This window comes from Hydrogenophaga sp. (genome assembly GCF_026125825.1).
Classification (GTDB): Bacteria; Pseudomonadota; Gammaproteobacteria; order Burkholderiales; family Burkholderiaceae_C; genus Hydrogenophaga.
Genome location: NZ_JAHCKK010000009.1, coordinates 12127 through 32381 on the forward strand (window position 1 = coordinate 12127; position 20255 = coordinate 32381).

At 68.1% G+C, this 20255-nt stretch carries 22 protein-coding genes and 1 pseudogene; 12 read left to right on the forward strand and 11 right to left on the reverse strand.

Annotated features, from left to right (window positions below; all coding sequences use genetic code 11):
- Positions 1-7 precede the first annotated feature (7 nt).
- Complete coding sequence (locus tag KIT86_RS05515) at positions 8-985, reverse strand: tripartite tricarboxylate transporter substrate binding protein (RefSeq protein WP_297395789.1); 978 nt, start codon at positions 983-985, stop codon at positions 8-10.
- 178 nt (positions 986-1163) lie between these two features.
- Here KIT86_RS05515 and KIT86_RS05520 point away from each other — a divergent pair, with 178 nt between their 5' ends.
- A complete protein-coding gene (locus KIT86_RS05520; RefSeq protein WP_297395792.1) occupies positions 1164-1910 on the forward strand; it encodes a TetR/AcrR family transcriptional regulator in 747 nt (248 codons plus the stop codon).
- Between the two features lie 48 nt (positions 1911-1958).
- Here the strand turns inward: KIT86_RS05520 and KIT86_RS05525 are convergent, their stop codons facing one another.
- From KIT86_RS05525 to KIT86_RS05555, 7 genes are all read right to left on the reverse strand, one after another.
- Complete coding sequence (locus KIT86_RS05525; protein ID WP_297395794.1) at positions 1959-2966, reverse strand: porin; 1008 nt, start codon at positions 2964-2966, stop codon at positions 1959-1961.
- A 62-nt stretch (positions 2967-3028) separates the two neighbouring features.
- A complete protein-coding gene (locus KIT86_RS05530; protein ID WP_297395797.1) occupies positions 3029-4252 on the reverse strand; it encodes an aromatic ring-hydroxylating dioxygenase subunit alpha in 1224 nt (407 codons plus the stop codon).
- 19 nt (positions 4253-4271) lie between these two features.
- Positions 4272-4994 (reverse strand): ABC transporter ATP-binding protein, encoded by a 723-nt coding sequence (locus tag KIT86_RS05535; RefSeq protein WP_297395800.1) that lies wholly within the window; start codon positions 4992-4994, stop codon positions 4272-4274.
- Entirely contained in the window at positions 4994-5722 is a 729-nt protein-coding gene (locus KIT86_RS05540) for an ABC transporter ATP-binding protein (protein ID WP_297395802.1), read from the reverse strand. Before KIT86_RS05540 ends, KIT86_RS05535 begins: the two co-directional genes overlap by 1 nt.
- A complete protein-coding gene (locus KIT86_RS05545) occupies positions 5719-6657 on the reverse strand; it encodes a branched-chain amino acid ABC transporter permease (RefSeq protein ID WP_297395805.1) in 939 nt (312 codons plus the stop codon). Before KIT86_RS05545 ends, KIT86_RS05540 begins: the two co-directional genes overlap by 4 nt.
- 26 nt (positions 6658-6683) lie before the next feature.
- A complete protein-coding gene (locus tag KIT86_RS05550) occupies positions 6684-7541 on the reverse strand; it encodes a branched-chain amino acid ABC transporter permease (protein ID WP_297395808.1) in 858 nt (285 codons plus the stop codon).
- Positions 7542-7568: 27 nt separating this feature from the next.
- Positions 7569-8717 (reverse strand): ABC transporter substrate-binding protein, encoded by a 1149-nt coding sequence (locus KIT86_RS05555; protein ID WP_297395811.1) that lies wholly within the window; start codon positions 8715-8717, stop codon positions 7569-7571.
- Positions 8718-8868: 151 nt separating this feature from the next.
- Between KIT86_RS05555 and KIT86_RS05560 the strand changes: the two genes are divergently transcribed.
- The 8 genes from KIT86_RS05560 (at position 8869) to fahA (ending at position 15450) form a co-directional block, all read left to right on the forward strand.
- On the forward strand, positions 8869-9837 hold the full coding sequence (locus tag KIT86_RS05560) for a PDR/VanB family oxidoreductase (RefSeq protein ID WP_297395813.1): 969 nt from the start codon (positions 8869-8871) through the stop codon (positions 9835-9837).
- A 1-nt stretch (position 9838) separates the two neighbouring features.
- On the forward strand, positions 9839-10741 hold the full coding sequence (locus tag KIT86_RS05565) for a DMT family transporter (RefSeq protein WP_297395816.1): 903 nt from the start codon (positions 9839-9841) through the stop codon (positions 10739-10741).
- On the forward strand, positions 10738-11187 hold the full coding sequence (locus tag KIT86_RS05570) for a hemerythrin domain-containing protein (RefSeq protein WP_297395819.1): 450 nt from the start codon (positions 10738-10740) through the stop codon (positions 11185-11187). The genes KIT86_RS05565 and KIT86_RS05570 overlap by 4 nt, the downstream gene beginning before the upstream one ends.
- Before the next feature lie 27 nt (positions 11188-11214).
- Positions 11215-11592: a hypothetical protein gene (locus KIT86_RS05575; protein ID WP_297395822.1), complete on the forward strand. Its 378-nt coding sequence runs from the start codon at positions 11215-11217 to the stop codon at positions 11590-11592.
- A 64-nt stretch (positions 11593-11656) separates the two neighbouring features.
- Positions 11657-12328, forward strand: a complete 672-nt coding sequence (locus KIT86_RS05580) for a TetR/AcrR family transcriptional regulator (RefSeq protein ID WP_297395825.1) — start codon at positions 11657-11659, stop codon at positions 12326-12328.
- A 16-nt stretch (positions 12329-12344) separates the two neighbouring features.
- Complete coding sequence (locus KIT86_RS05585) at positions 12345-13133, forward strand: cyclase family protein (RefSeq protein ID WP_297395827.1); 789 nt, start codon at positions 12345-12347, stop codon at positions 13131-13133.
- A 40-nt stretch (positions 13134-13173) separates the two neighbouring features.
- Positions 13174-14169 carry a tripartite tricarboxylate transporter substrate binding protein gene (locus KIT86_RS05590; RefSeq protein WP_297395829.1) on the forward strand — a complete coding sequence of 332 codons (996 nt, stop codon included), beginning with the start codon at positions 13174-13176 and terminating at the stop codon, positions 14167-14169.
- Positions 14170-14175: 6 nt separating this feature from the next.
- A complete protein-coding gene (fahA, locus tag KIT86_RS05595; protein WP_297395831.1) occupies positions 14176-15450 on the forward strand; it encodes a fumarylacetoacetase in 1275 nt (424 codons plus the stop codon).
- A 6-nt stretch (positions 15451-15456) separates the two neighbouring features.
- Here the strand turns inward: fahA and KIT86_RS05600 are convergent.
- Positions 15457-15708 (reverse strand): annotated as a pseudogene (locus KIT86_RS05600) (Crp/Fnr family transcriptional regulator); the annotation flags it as partial.
- A 25-nt stretch (positions 15709-15733) separates the two neighbouring features.
- On the opposite strand from KIT86_RS05600, the gene KIT86_RS05605 reads away from it, so the two are divergent.
- Complete coding sequence (locus KIT86_RS05605; RefSeq protein WP_367185421.1) at positions 15734-16033, forward strand: sensor histidine kinase; 300 nt, start codon at positions 15734-15736, stop codon at positions 16031-16033.
- On the opposite strand, the gene KIT86_RS05610 is transcribed toward KIT86_RS05605, so the two are convergent.
- Together KIT86_RS05610 and KIT86_RS05615 are read right to left on the reverse strand one after the other, a co-directional pair.
- A complete protein-coding gene (locus tag KIT86_RS05610; RefSeq protein WP_297395836.1) occupies positions 16030-18894 on the reverse strand; it encodes an ATP-binding protein in 2865 nt (954 codons plus the stop codon). The two genes, KIT86_RS05605 and KIT86_RS05610, sit on opposite strands and share 4 nt — an antisense overlap.
- A gap of 185 nt (positions 18895-19079) precedes the next feature.
- Positions 19080-19499 (reverse strand): hypothetical protein, encoded by a 420-nt coding sequence (locus KIT86_RS05615; protein ID WP_297395839.1) that lies wholly within the window; start codon positions 19497-19499, stop codon positions 19080-19082.
- A 90-nt stretch (positions 19500-19589) separates the two neighbouring features.
- Here KIT86_RS05615 and KIT86_RS05620 point away from each other — a divergent pair, with 90 nt between their 5' ends.
- Both KIT86_RS05620 and KIT86_RS05625 read left to right on the forward strand, forming a co-directional pair.
- Positions 19590-19790, forward strand: coding sequence for a hypothetical protein (locus tag KIT86_RS05620; RefSeq protein ID WP_297395841.1), 201 nt, complete (start codon positions 19590-19592; stop codon positions 19788-19790).
- Positions 19790-20098 carry a hypothetical protein gene (locus KIT86_RS05625; RefSeq protein ID WP_297395842.1) on the forward strand — a complete coding sequence of 103 codons (309 nt, stop codon included), beginning with the start codon at positions 19790-19792 and terminating at the stop codon, positions 20096-20098. The genes KIT86_RS05620 and KIT86_RS05625 overlap by 1 nt, the downstream gene beginning before the upstream one ends.
- Positions 20099-20255 lie beyond the last annotated feature (157 nt).

The following is a 20255-nucleotide window of genomic DNA, read 5'->3' on the forward strand; positions in this document are numbered from 1 at the left end:
CGGCGCATCAGTCCAGCGAGAGCTTGCGCTCGCGGATCAGCCGGCCCCACCGCGCCAGGTCTTCGGCCGCGTCCTTGCGCAGCTCCGCCGGGCCGGCCGCGACCAACTCGATGCCCTGCTGGCGCAGGCGGTCCTTGAGTTCGTCGTTCTTCTGCACGCTGCGCACCGCCTCGTAGAGGCGATCGATGATGGCCGCCGGGGTGCCGGCCGGGGCAAACAGCGCGAACTTGGTGGCCGACTCAAAGCGCGGCACGCCCGCTTCTTCCACCGTGGGAACCTGAGGCAGCACCGGGCTGCGCGTGCTGCCGGAAACCGCCACCGCCTTGAGGCGGCCCGCGCGGATCAGCGGCACGGCCACGCCGATGTCGACAAAGCCCAGGTCCACCTCGCCGGAGGCCACCGCCAGCGTGGCCGGACCGCCGCCCTTGTAGGGAATGTGCGTGATGGAAGTGCGCGTCAGGTCCTTGAACAGCTCGCTGGCCAGGTGGCTCGTGGAGCCGTTGCCGCCCGACGAGTAGTTCAGCCGGCCTGGCTGCTGCCGGGCCAGTTCGATCACGTCCTTGACGCCCTGCGCGTTGAGCGTGGGCCGCACGGTGAGGATCAGCGGGCTGGTGCCCACCAGCGCGACGGGCGCGAGCGCGTCGGGGCCGTAGGGCAGCGGCTTGATCAGGTGCGGGGCGATCGCGTAGGTGCTGTTGGTGGCCAGGATGATCGTGTAGCCATCCGGCCGGGCGCGGCTGGCCTCGCTTTGGGCGATGGTGCCCACGGCGCCCGCCCGGTTGTCCACCACCACCGGCTGCTCCAGCTGCTTGGCCATGTGAGCCGCCAGGTGGCGCGCCAGCAGGTCGGTCGCGCCGCCCGCCGTCCAGCCCACGAGCAACTTGATGGTCTGGTTCGGGTAGGTGCTCGCCTGCGCGAAGGCGGCGGGGGCGGTACCGACCGCGATCGCGGCCAGGCCCGCGGCCAGTGCTTGTTTCAGTGTCATCGTCGCAACCTCAGGGTGTTTCGCTGGTCGCGAGTCTAGGCAGCGGCACGCGCCACCACCAGCGAAGCCTTTTCAAGAGGTCTTAACCGGCGGTGAACGCAGGCACGGTCGTGCGCCGACCCGGCTTCGTATACTTGCCGTCCCCCTCCCTCCAATGCAGTCCGCCAAGGCGTCTCCCGTGAACCCGCTCCCCGTGGCCAGAACGCGAAAATTCCAGACCAAGGCCAAGACCCTGGACGGCCAGGCCCAGCTGCGCCAGCGCTTCGTCGAAGCCGGCAAGGCGCTGCTCAAGGCGTCGCCCGACAGCGCACCTTCCCTGCGCAAGGTGGCCGAGATCACGGGCTATTCACCGAGCGCGCTGTACCGCTACTTCGCGACCAAGGCTGAACTGATGTACGCGATCCGGGAGGAGTTCCTGGATCGTTCCGTAACCTATGCACAGGCCCGCATCCAGGGCGAGCAAAACGCGACGCAGCGCCTGCGCCTGGGCTTCGAAGCCCTGGTGCAGTTCTGGGTGGAGAACCCGGACGACTTCCGCCACGTCTACAGCTACCGCGCGCGCGACGAAGATGGCGATGCGGTCAAACCGGTGCTGCGCGACCAGTCGTCCATCCAGGCCGCGCGCGGTTTCAGTGTGTCGCTGGTGCGTGACTTCTTCCAGCACCACGACGTCGAGCCGAGCGACGAACTGATCCAGCAGTTCACCGACGCCATCGTGGTGGCCACCCACGGCGTGGTGGCCGTTCCCCTGGGCAGCCCGAGCATGCGCTATTGCCCGAGCGAGGTGATGGCACGCACCACGGTGCAGGCCTTCATCGGCTCATGGACCGACTTCATCGACTTCATCAAGGCGCACCGCCTGACCCGCCGGCCCACGGCCGAGCAGTTCCTCAACTACCTGGACACGGTCACGCGCCTGTCCTGAGCAAAAAAAAGCCGGGGACAGGCCCCGGCTTGGCGATGCGTGCGCGCGTCAGAAGACGTGCTTCATGCCGACCGAGACGGTGCTGCGGCTGCGGTCCGAGCCCACCTTGCCCGCACCGTTGAGCGCCGACAGCGTGATGCCGCTGACCCGCGTGCGGTCGGTCTCGACGTACACCTCGGTGCGCTTGGACAGTGCGTACTGCGCGCGGATGGCCGCGACGGAACGCGCGCCGGTGGCCGGCGTTTCGCTCAGGTTGCGGTAAAGCACACCCGAGAGCGTGACCTTCTCGGTCAGCGGGTGGATCGCGCCCACCGAGTACAGGCGGTCCTTGCGCTGCACACCACGGCGATCGTTCGAGACCATGTTGTACGCGTGCAGCGTCGTGCCACCGCTCAGCTTGTACTTCAGCGCCACCAGGTTGGTGGTGCGCTTGCCGGTGGCGGCCTTGTCGGTCTGGTGCGTCAGGCCCACGGACAGCGCGCCCAGCGGGGCCATGAGCATGGCGCCGAACGAACCGCTCACGCCCTGGACTTCGCTCACCGCGTACATCAGACCCACTTCCACGCCGTTGAGGCTGTGGCGGTACTTGAGCGAGTTGTCGTTGCGCAGCGCGTACTGCGAGCCCACGAACCAGGCGGTCTCGTCGTAGCCGCCCACGCCCAGCACGTCGTACATGTTCATGCCCAGCACCTCGTGAGTCAGCGTGTACTGCCGGCCGGCGCTCACGCGACCCCAGTTGCCGCCCAGCCCCACCCAGGCATGGCGGTTGAACGCCCGCGTGGCATCGAACGCCGTGCCGTTGTCGGGATTGAACCCCTGCTCCAGCTGGAAGGTCGCATACAGGCCGCCGCCAAGGTCCTCGCGGCCGCGCACGCCAAAGCGCGAGGCGCCATAGGCCCCCGGGGTGAGCGACATCAGCGACGAGGTGCTGGTGTTGGTGTTGTTCTGGTAACGCAGGCTGGCGTCGACCACGCCGTACAGCGTGGCCTGGGCACTGGCCGCCTGGGCAGCAGCCAGCGCCACGGCCCCCAGCAGGGAATCGCGGAATTTTTTCATCTTGTCTCGCAAATGGGTGGAAATAGGCGCCTCGTCTCGGGGCGCCTGACGGGCAGGAAAGCTCAGCTGTAGTAGTTGCCGGACTTCACCTGAATGGCGGGCGCGTTCGCGTCGAACGTCACGCCAATGGGGGTCTCGCCTTGCTGCACTTTCTGCACCTCGGCCTTGAGCATGCGCTGCACCATGGACACGCCACGATCCGACATCGCCAGGTGCCACTCGCCATGGCGCGGCTGCGTGCCCTGGCCCGTCTGCGCCTCGGCGTCGCCGGGGAAGGCCTGGCGCTCTTCCTCCGTGAGTTCGCTCCAGTACTTGCCGTTGTGCATGGCCAGGCCCCGATAGAGCTGGCCGCGCGTTTCGGCCGTCACCTTCGACACCCAGAAGGTGGTGTGGCTGTGATCGTCCACCGGCACGTACCAGCCCAGGCCCGGGGCCTGGCCTTCGCTGGCGTCCACGCGCGGCACGGCCGAGATGTTGGGCATGAAGACCGAGTTGATCCGCGTGAGCTTGCCGCCGTTGTCCAGGGTACGGTGGGCGTGGTAGACCACCCCGTCTTCCGTATAAGACCACTCCACCTTGGGCATGGAGATGAACTTCTCGGAGAACTGAACGCCGCTGAACGTGGAGTGCAAGACCTGCACGTGGTAGGGGTCCATCACGTTCTCGAAGTCCTGCAGCCAGTTGCACGGCACGATGGACGGCGCGTTGTAGTCGGCGTACCCGCCAAAGCCCGAGTTGTCGACTTCGTAGGACTCGCCTTCGGCCAGGGTGTCCATGTGGGAGAACTTCGGCATCTGGGGCTGCTTGTCGGCCGGGCCGAAGTACGCGAAGACCAGGCCGTACTTCTCCTGCGTGGGGTACCAGGGCTGGCGCGCCACTTCCTTGCGCGCGCCACCGTTGGGTTCACAGGGTTGCTCCAGGCATTCGCCGTCAACGCGGAACAGCCAGCCGTGGTAGCAGCAGCGGATGCCCTCATCTTCCACGCGGCCGTAGTACAGGCTGGTGCCCCGGTGCATGCAGTGGGGGTACAGCAGGCCGGTGCGGCCCTTGCCGTCGCGAAACAGGATCAGGTCTTCGCCGAGCACGCGCACCTTGCGGGGGCGGGAGGTGGCATCGCTGGAGAGCGCCACCGGGTGCCAGAAGCGGCGCAGATACTCACCCATGGGCGTGCCAGGGCCGACCTGCATGAGCAGCTGGTCCGGCTGGCCGGGCGTGCGGCCATAGGCGCGCCCCTGGGCGTCGGCCAGGGAAGAGGGCGTGGGGGTCTGTTGGTTGCTTGCGTTCATGGGTTGTTCTCTCCAGTGATCAGATCTTTCGCAGCCCGATGGCGTTTTCGAGCAGTTGCGCGTGTTCCTGGCGCAGGGTGTCGGTGCGGCCCGCGTACACCACCTGGCCTGACTCGAGCACGACGACGTGCTCACAGAAAGAGAGCACGACGTCCACGTATTGCTCCACCAGCACGCAACCCACGCCGAGCTCCGAGGCCATGCGCGTGATGGACTCCATCACCTCCTGGCGCACCTTGGGCGCGAGGCCTTCCAGCGGCTCGTCCAGCAGCAGAATGCCGGGCCGCGTCACCACCGCGCGGGCGATGGACAGCATCTGCTGTTCGCCGCCCGAGAGCTGGGTGCCCCCGTTGCGCCGGCGCTCCTTGAGGCGCGGAAACAGCGTGTAGGCCACCTCCAGCGCATCGCTGCTCTTGCCGCCCCGGATGGCCGAGAGGATGTTCTCCTCCACCGTCAGCGAGGCGAAGATGTCACGGCCCTGGGGCACATAGCCCAGGCCGGCGCGGGCCCGCTGGTACGACGGCATGCCGCGCACGGACACCCCGTCGAGCAGGATGTCGCCGCCTTGCAGCTCCGACAGGCCGACCGCAGCGGCCAGCGTGGTTGTCTTGCCGGCGCCGTTGCGGCCCAGCACCCCCCAGCGCTCGCCGCGCTGGACTGTGAAGGACACGCCACTGACGGCGCGGGTCTGGCCATAACCCGCGCTCACCTGGCGGTATTCGATGCTTCGTGCGACGTTCATCACGCGTCTCCCCGTCCGAAATAGATGCGTTGAACGTGCTCGTCGCGAGCGATCGCCTCGGGCTGGCCGTCCATGACGACGGCACCACCCGAGAGCACGATGATGCGGCGCGCCCAGCTGAAGACCAGGTCCATGTCGTGCTCGATCAGCATCACCGTGAGGTCGCTGGGCAGCTCGTTGACCGCCTTGAGCACCATCCGGCTCTCGCCGTGCGGGATGCCCGCGGCCGGCTCGTCCAGCAACAGGAGGCGAGGCTCCATGGTCAGCGCCAGCGAGAGCTCCACCAGGCGTCGCTCGCCCAGCGCCAGCGAATCGACCATCTTGTGCGCCAGATGCCCCACCTGCAACTTGGCCAGGCCGGCACCCACCTCGGCGTCGATGGTGTCGCGCGAGACCTTGCGCCCCTGGTGGCGGTGCAGGGCGGCCACGCGCACGTTCTCCTCCACCGTCATGCCGAGAAAGAGCCGGCTGATCTGGAAGGTGCGCACCAGCCCTTTGCGCGCACGCTCGGAGGTGGTGAGCGCGGCCATGTCCTCGCCTTCGAAGCGCACCGTCCCCGAAGAGTGGCGCAGCGAGCCCGCGATGATGTTGACCAGCGTGGTTTTTCCTGCGCCGTTGGGGCCGATGAGCGCAACGCGCTCGCCCGCCTCCAGCGAGAAGCTCACGTCGCGAGTGACGTGCAGCGGCCCAAAGCGCATGTTGACCGAGTCGAGTTTGAGTCGCGTCATGCCGACTTCCTCCAGCGATCGGTCAGGCTGATGAGCCCGCCAGGCATCGCGGTCATCACAATCAGCAGCAGCGCGCCGACCACGAAGAGCCAGTGGTGCGGATTGAAATTGGACGCGGCGTGCTGAATGCCCAGGAACACCGCGGCACCGATGATGGCCCCATACAGGCGCCTGGAGCCCCCCAGCACGACCATGATCAGCACGTTGATGGAGACCATGAAGCCCAGGCTGTCGAGCGACACCACGGCAGCGGTCTGCGCGTTGATGGCGCCCGCGATGCCGGCCACCGCACCCGAGATGCAATACACCTTCATCAGATGGCGCCGCACGTTGCCGCCCAGCGACTCGATGCGCCCCGGGTCGGCCTTGATCGCGCGGGCGACGAGGCCGAAATCCGAGCGCACCACGCGCTCCATGGCGACATAGACCAGCACCAGCACCACGGCCGCGTACCAGTAGCCGGTGTGGCCGAACATGTCGAACTCGAACAGCCCCAGCACCGGCTTGATCGCGTAGCCGGTGAACCCATCGTCGCCACCTGTGAGCCAGTGGGCCTTGTTGGCCACCTCCAGGAACACCTGCGCCACGGCGATGGTCAGCATGGCCAGCGTCAGCCGCGTGGTGGTGATGAACAGCCAGGACGTCACCCAGGCGGTGAGCGTGCCCACCAGCGCGCCGATCAGCAGACCCAGCAAGGGATCGTTGAGCTCGCGCGCGGCCAGGATGGCGACCGCATAGGACGCCACGCCGTACAGCGTGGCGTGCCCCATGGACGCGATGCCCGCCTGGCCGTAGATGAAGGAATAGGACAGCGCCAGGATGGCGTAGACCAGCACGGTCGTCAGGAACGCCAGGCTGTTCTGGAAGGCCAGGTAGCCCAGGACCAGCGCAAGCACGAGGAACACCTCGAAGCGCAGCACACGTTGTAAAGACATGGTTCGAAAGCGCGCGTGGGAGCGCGTCATTTGCTCAGGATTCCGTCGGGACGGAACTTGAGCATCAGGAACATGAGGCCGAAGAAGACCAGCGAGGAGTACTCGGGATAGAAGTACTTGGCAGCGGTGGAGACCACGCCCAGCAGCAAGGAGGCGACGAAGGCGCTCGCCAGACTGCCGTGGCCAGAGACAGCCACCACCGCCAGCATCAGCACCAGGTAGCGGCTCGGGTACGTGGGCTCCAGCGGAAGCAGCTCTGCGCCCACCACGCCACCCAGGCCCGCCAGCGCTGCGCCGATGGCGAAGGCCGACACGTAGACCAGCTGCGTGTTGATGCCCACGGTCTCGGAGATGCCGGGGTTGTCCACCGCCGCGCGCACCAGCACGCCATACCGCGAGCGGTCGATCGTGAGGTAGAGCAGGACCAGGGTGGCAAAGCCCACGACGATGACCATCAGCCGGTGCGCCGGAAACTGCTTGCCGGCAAAGCTCACGCTGCCCGAGAGCCACTCGGGCAGGGGAACGTTGACGACCTGCGGCCCGAAGACCGCCGACGCGGCGGCCGAGGCGATGAACACGATGCCCAGTGTCATGAGCATCTGGTCCATTGGCGATCGTTTGTAGAAGCGGCGGATCAGCAGCCGCTCCACCGGGATCGCCACCAGCGCGGAGCAGGTGATGGCCAGCAGCGTGGCGACGACAAAGTTCACGCCCCACGCGGTGACCAGGTGGGCGGTCACCAAGCCGGCGATCATCGCGAAGACACCGTGGGCCATGTTGACCACATGCATCAGGCCCAGGGTCAGCGACAACCCGATGGTGATCATGAAGAGCACCATCGAGTACGCCACCCCATCGATCAGGATGTTGACGAGGAGGTTCATGGGGTATGCCTCTGCGCGACCCGGTGCTCAGCGCACCGCTTCAAACTGGTCGATACCGCGGTTGACCAGGGCAGTGCCCATCTCGGAGACGCGGCGGATGTAGACGCGCTGCTGGATGTCGCGCGTGGCCGGGTCGATGCGCACCGGACCGCGCGGGCTCTCCCACTCGAAGCCCTTGACGGCCGCGATCGCCTTGTCGCCGTCCGACTTGCCCCCCGTGGCGCCCACCATGCGGTGGATCAGCTTCATGGCATCCCAGGCCTGCACATGCACCACGCCGATGTCGGTCTTGGGGTAGGCCGTCTCGAACGCCTTGCGGAACTCGCGGTTGGTCGGCGTTTCAAGCGTGGGGTTGTAGAAGCTGCTGGAGTAGACACCCAGCGCGGTCTTGCCCAGCGCTGGCAGCGTGGAGGTGTCGTCCACCTCGCCGCCGAGCGTCAGCAGCTTGATGCCCTGGCTTTCCAGCCCGTTGTCCTTGAACGCCTTGACCAGGCCGATCGACACCACGCCACCCGGCGTGAAGCTGAGCACCGCATCGGGCTTGGCCGACTTGATGGTCTGCATGAACGGCCCGAAGTCGAAGTTGTCCAGCGGCACGCGGATGCGGTTGGTGATCTCGCCGCCCTTGGACTTGAAACGCTCCTCGAAAGTGCGCTCGGCATCCAGCCCCGAAGCGTAGTCCGACACCAGCGTGGCGACGCGCTTGAAGCCATTCTTGGCCGCGTAGTCCGCCATCGGCAGCGTGAGCTGGGCCTGGGTGTACGACACGCGCACCAGATAAGGCGAACGCTCCGTCAGGCCCGCGCCGGCGGCGTTGAACACCACCAGCGGCACCTTGCCCTGCGTTGCCACGCTGGCGGCGGCCACGGCGTTGGGCGTGTACATGAAACCGCCGAGCACCTGCGCGCGCTCCTTGACGATCAGCTCCTGCGCCAGCGCGCGCGCCTTGGTCGGGTTCGGGTCGGGCAGGTCGCGGTAGACAAAGCGCAGCTTCTCGCCAGCCACCGTGTCACCGTGCAGCTTGGTGTAGAGGTCGATCGATTCTTTCCAGGCACGGCCGGTGCTGGCGAACTGGCCCGTCATGGGCGCGATGACGCCGACGACCACGTCGGCATGGGCCACGGCAGCCACCCAGAGGCTGGCGGCGGCAATGGAACCCCGAAGGAACGGATGCATCAGGTGTCTCCTTGTATGTAGGAATGAAACGTGGGACGGGACGCATTGTAAAAGATCATGTTCTTTTGACAACCGTCAAAGACCCCGTATTTTCCCTAGGTTATGCGCGCCTCGAAGGGTGTATAAAAGAACATGTTTGTTTAATAAGACCATGACCGCACCCATTCAAGCCCGCGTGGCCCAGCGACGCTGGGCCACTCCCTCCGTTCTCGAGCTCGTGCTGGATGCCGGCGAGACCGCCCTGCCCGAAGCCGCGCCCGGCGCGCACATCGACGTGACCCTGGGTGACGGCACCGTGCGCCAGTACTCACTGGTCGATCCCGCCCCCGAGGGCGGCCACCGCTACCGCATCGGCGTCAAAGTGCTCCCCGATGGCCGTGGCGGATCGCGCCGCCTGGCCGAGGAGCTGGCCCTGGACAGCCCGGTGCGGCTGGGCGGGCCGCGCAACCTGTTCGCGCTGGACAGCCCGGGCTCACGGCCCATCGTGCTGGTGGCCGGCGGCATCGGCATCACACCGATCCACGCCATGGCCACGCGCCTGCGGCGCACGCCCGGCGCGCAGTGGACCCTGCACTACACCTTCTCCCGCCGTGAAGAGGCCTACTTTCCCTCGCCCTGGCTGCTCGACGACGCGCGCGTCTGCCTCTACGAATCGCTGGCCGAAGGTCAGGGCCGGCGCCTGGACCTGGCCGCCCTGGTGCAGGCCGCCGAAGCGAGCGGCGGGGCCGACATCTATTGCTGCGGCCCCACCGCGCTCATGGACGCGCTCGCGCGCCTGTGCGAAGGGCGCCCGAGCCTGCGCTGCGTGCAGGAGTCGTTCGAAGCCCCCGACCTGAGCCCTGACGGCAGCGAAACCGCGTTCGACGTTCAACTCTCGCGCAGCGGCCGCACCCTGCGCGTGGCGGCCGACCGCAGCATCCTGGAGACCTTGCGCGAAGCCGGCGTGGACGTGCCCTTCTCCTGCGAGCAGGGCATCTGCGGGGCCTGCGAGACGCGCGTGCTCGCCGGCACGCCGGTGCACCGCGACGCCATCCTCTCGCCCGGCGAACAGGCCGCGGGCCGGAGCATGATGATCTGCTGCTCGCGCGCAGCCACCCCCTCGCTCACGCTGGACCTCTGACATGACCGGCGCCGCCAGCGGCCTGGCCGCCGTGCTGCTGTGGGGCATGGCCCCGGTGGCACTCAAGTCCCTCGTCGGCCCGCTCTCCGGTGCCACGGTCTCCACCGCCATCTATGCGCTGGCCGCCGGCCTCACCTTGCCCTGGCTGCTGCGCGCCTGGCGCCAGGGCGGCGTGCACGCGCTGACCTGGCTGCGCGTGATCGCCATCGGCGTGATGCTCACCTCCGCCTTCAACCTGCTGGTCTCGCTGGCAGCCACCGGCGTGCGAGGCACCACCATCGGCGCGGTCGTCGCGCTCGAACCGCTCATGGTCGCGCTGTTCGCCGCCGCGTTGACGCGCCGCTGGCCCGCCCGCGCCACCGTGGCCGCCCTGCTGCTGTCGCTGGCCGGCGTGTGGCTGCTGATCGCACCGGCCGGTGCCGTGGGCGCCAGCGGGCGCGATGCCCCGTGGGCGGTGGCGCTCGTGGTGCTGGGCGCGGCGCTGTGGAGCGCCGCCGTGGTGCTGGCCTCCCGGCTGGGCACGCCCTGGCCCCCTCTGCAAACCTCGATGGTGATGATCTGCGCCGGCTCGCTGCCCTTCCTGCTCGCCGCCCCCTGGGTGCTGTCGGGCGCGCACGCGGCCTGGTCGCCGGGCGCGATCGGCGGCGTGCTGTTCATGGCCGTGGGCGTGACCGTGCTGGCCAACGTGCTGTGGCTGCACGCCCTGCGGGCCATGGGCGCGGTCTCCACGAGCCTGCTCATCAACCTGGTGCCACTGACCACCGTGAGCCTTTCGGTGATCTGGCTGGGCGAGCCATGGACCACGCGCCAGCTGGCCGGCACGGTGCTCGTCCTGTCGGCCCTTCTCCTCAACCCCCTGCTGCAGGCCCTGAGCCGGCACCGCACAAAACCCCTGCTGCCATGAGCACCGATCTGCACACCTTCATGGACCGCAACGAGCACCTCACCGGCGACGACCGGATGGACCGGGTGCACGAGGAATTCCACCTGTTGCTGCTGGCCCTGCGCGCCGCGCCGGCCGACCAGGCCGCCACCGCACTGCTCGACCTCATCACCCACACGCGCGACCATTTCGCCCAGGAAGACACCTGGATGCGCGACCTCGACTACCCCATCCGCGACTGCCACATCCAGGAACACGCCGAGGTGCTCGCCTCGCTGGTGCAAGTCCACGAACGGCTCTGCCAGAACGACCATCGCGCGCTGCCGCGCCTGATCCATGCGCTGGAAGACTGGTTTCCGGGCCACGTGCAGCACCTGGACTCCGCGCTCGCGCAGTGGATGGTGCGCCGCCAGTGGAACGCCCAGCCCATCATGCTCAGGCGCAACGCCGCGAGCCCCACGCCCTGAACCCAGGCACCGGCCACAATGGCGGCCATGACCGCTGATGAGCTGATCGCCCTGGCCCGGGCCCACCGCGCCGCCACCCCCTGCACCCGCTGCCAGAGCCTGGTGTGCAAGGGCTGGGAATCGGTGCCCGGTGGCTTCGACCTGTCCCGCCTGAGCCGCGTCGGCACCCTGCGCGACCCGCAGGCCGACGACCCCACGCTCGACGAATACCACCCCGCCGGCACCGGCGCCTGGTCCGCCGACGCGCCGATCGCCCTGGGCTGGTTCCCCTACAACCGCTGCGACGTCTGGCAGTGCAGCGCCTGCGCCCGCCCCTTCCTGCGCTACACCGAGGTCGGCGGCTACTACACCGACGAGCGCATCCGCGAACTCCAGGCCCACCTGGTCGTCCAGCCACCCACCTAGGGTTAACACCCATACCCCAGGGCCGGAATCAAATCTACATTTCAAATTCAAATTTGAATTTGAAATGAACCCCAAGAAACCGTCCCCCACGCCCAAGGACTCGACCCGCACGAAGATCGTGATGGCCGCGCTGCGCGTCTTCGCCACGCGCGGATTCGAGGCGGCCTCGCTCAAGGAGATCACCACCGCGAGCGAGACCAACGTGGCGGCGATCCACTACCACTTCGGCTCCAAGGAAGCGCTGATCCGCGAGGTGCTGCAGACCGTGGCCGACCCGGTGAACCAGCTGCGCCGGGAGATGCTGGCGCAGCAGCCCGACGGCCCGGGCCGCACCCTGGAGCACGTGGTCGAAGCCCTGCTCGCCCCCCCGATCCGCCTGAGCGCCGACGCCACCGGCGACGGCCGCCTGCTCACCCGCCTGATCCTGCAGGCGCGCGCGCTGCCCAGCGAGTTCACCAACAGCGCCCTGTTCCAGCAGTACGACAGCACCGCCCTGCTGTTCGTGCAGGCGCTGATGGACGCCGAGCCCGGCCTCACCCGGCAGCAAGCGTTCTGGCGCTACGCCTTCGCCATTGGCGCCATGCACTACATCGTGTCCGACGCCGACGCCGCCTACCACCGCCTCAACCGCCTCTCGGGCGGCCTGTGCGACACCGACGACCCCGAGGCCATCGTGCGCGAGCTCGTCGCCTTCGTCGTCGCCGGCATGCGCGCGCGGCCCCCTTCATCCACCTAAACCAGGCCCCACCTTCATGCCCCGCCGCATCATCGACCTCTCCGTCACGCTCGAAGACAAGCCCACCTCGCCGGCCCACCACCGCCCGCAGATCCAGTACGCCGACCACGACCAGTCGTGGGAGCTGTTCTCCAAGCTGTTCCCCGGCATCGGCCCCGACTCGCTGCCCGAGGGCAAGGCCTGGGCGGTGGAGAAGATCTCCCTCTCCACCCACGCCGGCACGCACATGGACGCGCCCTGGCACTACCACCCCACCACCGACCACGCGCTGCAGGAAGGCGGGCGCCCCGCCCCCGGCATCGACGAGGTGCCGCTGGACTGGTGCCTGCGCCCCGGCGTCAAGCTCGACTTCCGCCACTTCGAGGCCGGCTACGTCGTCACGCCGCAGGACATCGAGGCCGAACTCAAGCGCATCCACTACGAGCTGCAGCCGCTGGACATCGTGGTGGCCAACACCCGCGCCGGCGCGCGCCAGGGCCAGGAGGACTACTGGGAAAGCGCCTGCGGCTTCGGCCGCGCAGCCACGCTCTACCTGCTCGAGCGCGGCGTGCGCGTGGTCGGCACCGACTCCTACAGCTGGGACGCCGCCTTCAAGTTCGTGGTCGAGCGCTTCGAGCGCGACGGCGACCCCTCCATCATCTGGGAAGGCCACAAGGCCGGCCGCGACATCGGCTACTACCAGATGGAGAAGCTCTCCAACCTCGACCAGCTGCCCCCGCACGGCTTCGACATCAGCTGCTTCCCGATCAAGATCAAACACGGCTCGGCCGGCTGGGTCCGCGCCGTCGCGGTGCTCAACGACTGAGCACCGCGCCTTTCTCTTTCCTTCCCTTTCTGGAGACAACATGAAACCCACCTCCCTGCCGTCCACCCGCCGCCGCACCGTCGTCGCCGGCGCCATCGCCCTGGCCGTCGGTGGCCTGCCGCTGGCCGCCAGCGCGCAATCGGGCCCCTACCCGAACAAGACCATCCAGGTGGTCGTGCCCTTCCCGGCCGGCGGCATCGTCGACAACGTCACGCGCAAGCTCGGCACCGAACTCAGCGCCAGCCTGGGCCAGACCCTGGTGGTGGAAAACAAGGCCGGCGCAGGCGGCTCCATCGGCGCGGCCCAGGTCGCCCGCTCCAAGGCCGACGGCTACACCCTGCTCACCGCCTTCGACACCCACGCCGTCAACCCGCTGCTCTACAAACTCAGCTTCGACTCCGACAAAGACCTCAAGCCCATCGCGCTGATCGCCACCTCGCCGCTGGTGCTGGTGGTGCACCCCTCGGTGCCGGCCAAGAGCCTGCGCGAACTCGTGGACCTGGCCAAGGCCAAGCCCGACACGCTGCACTACGCCTCCACCGGCGCGGGCAGCTCCAACCACCTCACCACCGAACTCTTCAAAGCCACCTCGGGCGCCTCGTTCAACCACGTGCCCTACAAAGGCGGCGCACCTGCCATCACCGACGTGCTCGGCGGCCAGGTGCAGGTGATGTTCGTCAGCGTCACCTCGGTGCTCGCCCACATCCGCGCCGGCAAGATGCGCGCGCTGGCCGTGACCACGCGCGAGCGCATCCCCGCGCTGCCCGACGTGCCGCCCGTGAGCGACACCTACCCCGGCTTCGAAGCCACCTCCTGGGTCGGCCTGCTCGCGCCCGCCGGTGTGCCCGCCGACGTCGTGAGCAAGCTCAACGGCGGCGTGAACGCCGCGCTCAAGTCGCCCGAGTTCCAGAAATTCCTGGAAGAGCAATCCCTGCGGCCCGCCGGCGGCACCCCCGAACAGTTCACCGCCTTCATGAAGGCCGAGACCCAGAAATGGGGCGCGGTCATCAAGCGCCAGAACATCCAGGTGGAATAAAGCCCCATGGCGCCGCCCCGCATCGACGACACCCACGCCGCCGGCCTGCAAAGCTGGCTGGCTTGCGCCAACCAACCCGGCACCGACTTCCCCATCCAGAACCTGCCCTACGGCCGGTTCCAGGTGGGCGATGAACCCGGCTGGCGCATCGGCGTGGCCATCGGCGACCAGGTGCTCGACCTGCAACGCGCCGGCGTGCTCGACCACAGCGACATGGCGCGCCTGCTCGCCCTCGCCCCCCAGGCGCGGCAGGCGCTGCGCCGCACCCTCAGCGAAGGCCTGCGCCAGGGCAGCCCGAAAGAAGCCGCCTTCAGCGCCGCGCTGCACCCCCAGGCCAGCGTGCGCATGGGCATGCCCTTCGACGTGGGCGACTACACCGACTTCTACACCGGCATCCACCACGCCACCACCGTGGGCAAGCTGTTCCGGCCCGACCACCCGCTGCTGCCCAACTACAAATGGGTGCCCATCGGCTACCACGGCCGCGCCTCCACACTGCGCGTGAGCCCCGACGCCTTCCCGCGCCCCATGGGCCAGCTCAGCCCCGGCCACGGCGGCGCGCCCACGCTGCAACCCACCAGGCGGCTCGACCACGAGCTCGAACTCGGCCTCGTCATCGGCCCGCCCAGCCGGCAAGGCGAACCCATCGGCATCGAAGACGCGGAAGACCACCTCTTCGGCGTCGTGCTGCTCAACGACTGGAGCGCGCGCGACATCCAGGCCTGGGAATACCAGCCCCTGGGCCCCTTCCTCTCGAAAAACTTCGCCAGCACGCTCTCGCCCTGGGTCGTCACCCTGGAAGCCCTCGCCCCCTACCGCCAGGCCTTCACCCGGCCCGAAGGCGACCCCGCCCCGCTGCCCTACCTCGACTCGGCGGCCAACCGCGAACACGGCGCCATCGACATCGCGCTGGAAGTCTGGGTGCAGACCGCGGCCATGCGCGCCAGCGGCCACGCGGGCGAACGCATCAGCCAGTCCAACTTCACCGACGCCTACTGGACCGCCGCGCAGCTCGTCGCCCACCACACCGTCAACGGCTGCGACCTGCGCGCGGGCGACCTGCTGGGCACCGGCACCCTCTCGGGCCCCGCGCCCGAGCAAGGCGGCTCCCTGCTCGAACTCACGCAGGGCGGCCAACGCCCGCTCACGCTCGCCAACGGCGAAACCCTGGGCTTCCTCGCCGACGGCGACACCATCGTGCTGCGCGCGCACTGCCAGCGCGAGGGGTACCGGCGCATCGGCTTCGGCGAATGCCGGGGCACCGTGCTGCCCCGCGCCTGAGCGCGCTCAGGAGCTCGCCGACTGCTCGTCCAGCAATCGGCGGTCGGCGGCATAACAGCCGCAGGCCAGGGCCAGCAGCCCGGCCCGGTCGAGCACCGTCAACTCGCCCCGGTGGTACGCGATCAGGCCGGCGCGCTGCAGCTCGCCGGCCGCCTCCGTCACGCCCACCCGCCGCACCCCCAGCATCTGCGCGATGAGGCCCTGCGTCACGTGGAAATGGTCGGTCTGCAGGCGGTCCTGGCTCATCAGCAACCGCGAACTGCTCCATGCGGCACTGGCCAACGTGATACAGAACGCCTTCAAGTTCACCCAGCCCGAGACCGTCGTGCACCTCGTCGCCCGCTCGGCCGACGACCGGATCCGCATCAGCGTGGCCGATCACTGCGGAGGCCTGTCACAGGGCGATGAAAAGAAAATGTTCGTGCCCTTCGCCAGCCACCCAGGCCGCATGGCGGGCTTGGGCCTGGGCCTGTCCATCGCGAGACAAAGCGTCGAAGCCGACATGGGCAGCCTCACCGTGCAAGACGTGCCGGGCACCGGCTGCGTCTTCACCATCGATCTGCCGCGCCATCAACTCCCCTAGCCAGCCGGGTGCCGGCCCACCGCGTCCAGCGCGGCCTCCAGCGCCCCGATATCCACCGGCTTGGCCATGTGGTCGTTGAAACCGCTGCGAAGCGCCATGTCGCGGTCCGCGGGCTGGCCATAGCCGGTCAGCGCAATCAGGTGCATCGAGCGCGTCGCCGGCTCCGCCCTGAGCCGGCGCGCCAGCTCGTAGCCGTCCATCCCCGGCAGGCCGATGTCCACGATGCACACATCCGGCGCCTGGTCCGCCACCATGGCCAGGCATTCCTCTGCGTTCAGGGCCGTGCTCACCTCGTGGCCGCAGATCAGCAGCAGGCTCGCCAGCGTCTGGGCCGCGTCCACGTTGTCGTCCACCACCAGCACCCGGGCAAGCTCGCCACTGCGCGCCGGGGGCGACGCTTCTTCGCACGGCTCCACCGCCGCCTCGGCAGGCAAGGCCAGCGGCAGCGAAACCGTCACCCGCGTGCCACGGCCGTCGCGCCCGCGCTCGGCCACGATCGTGCCCCCGTGGCGCTCGACAATGCTGCGCGCAATCGTCAGCCCCAGGCCCAGGCCGCTCTTGGAGCGCTGCAAGCTCTGCTCGCCCTGCACAAAGCGGTCAAACACCCGAGGCATCAGCTCATCGGGAATGCCCGTGCCCCTGTCCTCCACCGTCAGCAGGGCCTCGCTCGCGCTGCGCCGCAGCCAGATGGTGACCGGGTCGCCCGGGTCGCTGAACTTCGCGGCGTTGCTCAGCAGATTGCCCACCACCTGCGCCAGCCGGAGAAAATCGCCCCTCACACCAATCGGCCCCTCTTCGGCGTGGACCACCGGCTCGGCGCGCTGCGCAAACAAAGGCTGCGTCACCTCGATGGCCCGGCAGGCCACCTGGCGCAAGTCCACCTGCTCCAACTGCAGCCCGATCTTGCCCGCCACGATGCGCGACACATCGAGCAAATCGTCCACCAGGAGCGTGAGATGCCGGGCCTGGCGCTCGATGATCTCGCGCTCGCGCACAAACGTGGTGGCATCGCGGCGCTTCATGATCTCGGTGGCCGTGAGAATGGGCGCCAGCGGATTCCTCAGCTCATGCCCCAGCATCGCCAGGAAATCGTCTTTCGCCTTGCTCGCGGCGTTGGCCTTCTCCAGCGCAATGTTGCACTCCGAATACAGCCGCACATTGTCCAGCGCGAGCGCGGCGCGCCGGGCCAGCTCGCTGATCAAGGCGACATCGTCCGCCTCGAAGCGCCGCACCGAATCCACCTGGATCGCCGCCATGGCCCCGATCACCCGGTCGCGCGCCACCAGCGGCACCGCGCACACCGCCCTCATGCCGCTGGCCTCGGCGAACTCGCGGTACCGGGCATCCTCGATCTTCGACACATCGCCCGGCTCGAAGTGCTGCACATGCTCGCGCCCCGTGGCGATCACCCACGGCAGCGAACCCTTCATCGACGCCGGCACAGGCCCCGACCGCACCACGCGCTGCGCCGCCTCCAGGCGCGCCGGGTCCGGGTGGAACGTCCAGCTCTGCGCCGGCGCGCCGTCCAGGCTCAGCAGATCCAGGCGCAGCATGTCCGCCACACCGGGCACCACCGCCGCGGCGATCGCGTCGATCGTCCGCGACTCATCCAGCGACTGCGTCAACGACGACGTGGCCGACAACAGCATCTGCAGCCGGCCCCTGGCCGCCTCCGCCACCGCGCGCGAACCCCGCTCGGAGCGCAACAAGCCTTCGCGCTCCTCCTCGGCCCGTGAACGCTCCTGCCCCGCCGTCCACAGCGCCGAGGCAACCTCGTCGAAGTCCGGCAGGCCCTGGGGCGGCGGAGGCAAAGGCACCCCTTTGCCCAAAGCCACCGCGCCATCGCGCAAAGCCTGCGCGCGAACCGTGATGGAACGGCTCACCAGCCAGAACACCATGCCCCCCGCCCCCAGCGACAGCAGCAAACCCGCGACGTACAGCCACGCCGCCCGCCACAGGCCGGCATGCGCGATCTCGGACGATGCGCCCAGCGCAATCGTCCAGCCGGTGCGCTGGATGTGGGACACCGCCGTGTACGCCTCGTCCCCCTCCAAAGTGGACGTCATGCCCACGCCCTCGCGCCGATCGCCCATCTCTTCCAGCATGCGCTGCAGCGAAGGGCTGGGTGGCGTGCCGAAATGCTTGCCGTGGTCCTTGGAGCGCGCCACCCGCTTCAAATCGGAATCAAACACCGACACCACCCAATGCCCCGGCAACTGTTGCCGCTGAATCACCTCCAGAATGGAATCGGTGCTCACGATGGCCGTGAGCACATAACGGACCTCACCCTCGTGCAGCACGGGAACGCGCACCGTGTAGCCCAAGTAGCCGCGAGGCCCCATCAGCATCGGGCCCACCGCCGCCGCCCGTGTGCGCACCACCTCCGACACGCTGGCGCCGTGCAAAGACTCGCGCGCATCGCTGCCCAACGGGAGCTCGCTGACGAAGACCACGCCGCCATCCGGCCGCGCCAGCACCACGGCCCGCCAGTCCGGGCTGGCCGCGCGAAGCTGCCGCGCCGCCGCATGCACCGCGCCCAGCCGGGACTCATCGGCATCCTGCAGCGACTGGGCCAGGGCAAACGCCTCCAGCGTCGCCACCGTGCGCTGCATGCGCGCATCGATGGCCGCGCCCAGCGCCTGGGCCATGCCCAGCGTGGCCTGCTCCACCTGCTGCTTCTGCTGATGAACCATCACCACAAACGCGGCCGTGGCAAACAGGCACAGCGGCAAAATCGCCGCCACGCCCAACAGCATCAGGCGGCTGCGCAAAGAAAAGCCGTGCCAAAACCACTCGCGCGCGCGCTGCCCGTCTGCGGGGCGTACGGCGGCACCCGCTGGCGTGTGATCACTTGCGGTCATGGGTCGTTGCTTCCAATCAAGAGGGGGCGTTACAGATCCACGAAGGCATCTGATGCGCTGACGTTGCAGCCCAGCGCAGAGGGTAGTGAATTTTCAGGGCATCGGCGTGCGGCAAGGGGAAAACCCGGCCTCTGTGCGCCACCGCACAAACGCGGCGCGAAGCAAGGGCCTTCGTCCAGCTCGATTTAGTTCTTCTTCTTGGGCTGGGTGCGGGGTGGGCGCTTGGCTGGCGGCTTCTTGCGGGCCGCGTTGGCAACCGGCGCGGGGGGCGTCACGCCAGCGGCCAGCATCGACACGTACTTCACCGCTTCGATCTGCTTCTCAGGCGAGCAGCGCTCGAGGTCGTCCACCACGGCGCGCAGCATCGGATTCAGATCCGAGCGCGTGACGAGCCGCTCACCCGTCAACACATAAAGCGCGTCCACGCCCTCAGCAGCAAGCCGCGCCAGCAACTCGGCAGAGAGCCGCTTGCGGCCATTGCACACGTCACGAAGTCCCAGCGGACTCGGCTCGCCGATCTGTCGGGACGCTTCGGCAACAGAACCAAAGCGACCCAACTCATCGCGCAGGCGAGCGAGCAACATTTCCACGTCCACCGTTGACATCGAGTAATAATTCCTCTAATATAAGTAGAAATCAGTAATTCACCGTTACTCAATGCTACCCGAGTCACGGCATGCACACCCGTCTACGCCATGCTTCAAAAGACACCTGCGCCAGGCCGCAAACGCGTACCCAACGGCGTCAACAGCTCGCGCCCCATTGCACTGAGACTTACGCCTGCGGAACTGCAGCGCGTGAAGGAGAGAGCCAACCTTGAACAGCGCTCCATGGCCAGCATCTGCCGCATGGCGGTGCTGCGCGAACTGGGGATGAACGATCAGGGGGCGGCGTGATGAGACTGAACAAACCGCCTCTGCCCGAGCCCGTGCGAGCCATGCAACACGACGTACCGGCCCAACGCTTGTCGCTGGCGATCAAACAGGAATCGACTTCGGGGCTGAACGTCTCTGCAAGCCGCACGGCGGTTCGCAAAGTGCCCTCGGTGGTGTTGCTGCAGGCCCGCGAAAACCCCTTCGAGCTCGAATGGAAACTCACCCCCGCACAAGCGGGCCTGCTGGCAGACAAGCTGCTTCAAGCCGTGGCCAACTGTCACATGATGGACGAGATAGCCGCGGCCTCGCCTGACGATCCGGAGATTTGAAGGTTGCTTGGAGCGGGCTTGTCGTTGGGGTAACACTAGGGATGGTATGTAGCGTTCTAAGACGTTGGGGGCGCCCTAGCTGGCGCTCTCGGTCAATAGCCGTCGCTCCTTGAACCGATTGATCGACGGCAAATGGCTGGCACCCACTTCACGCGCA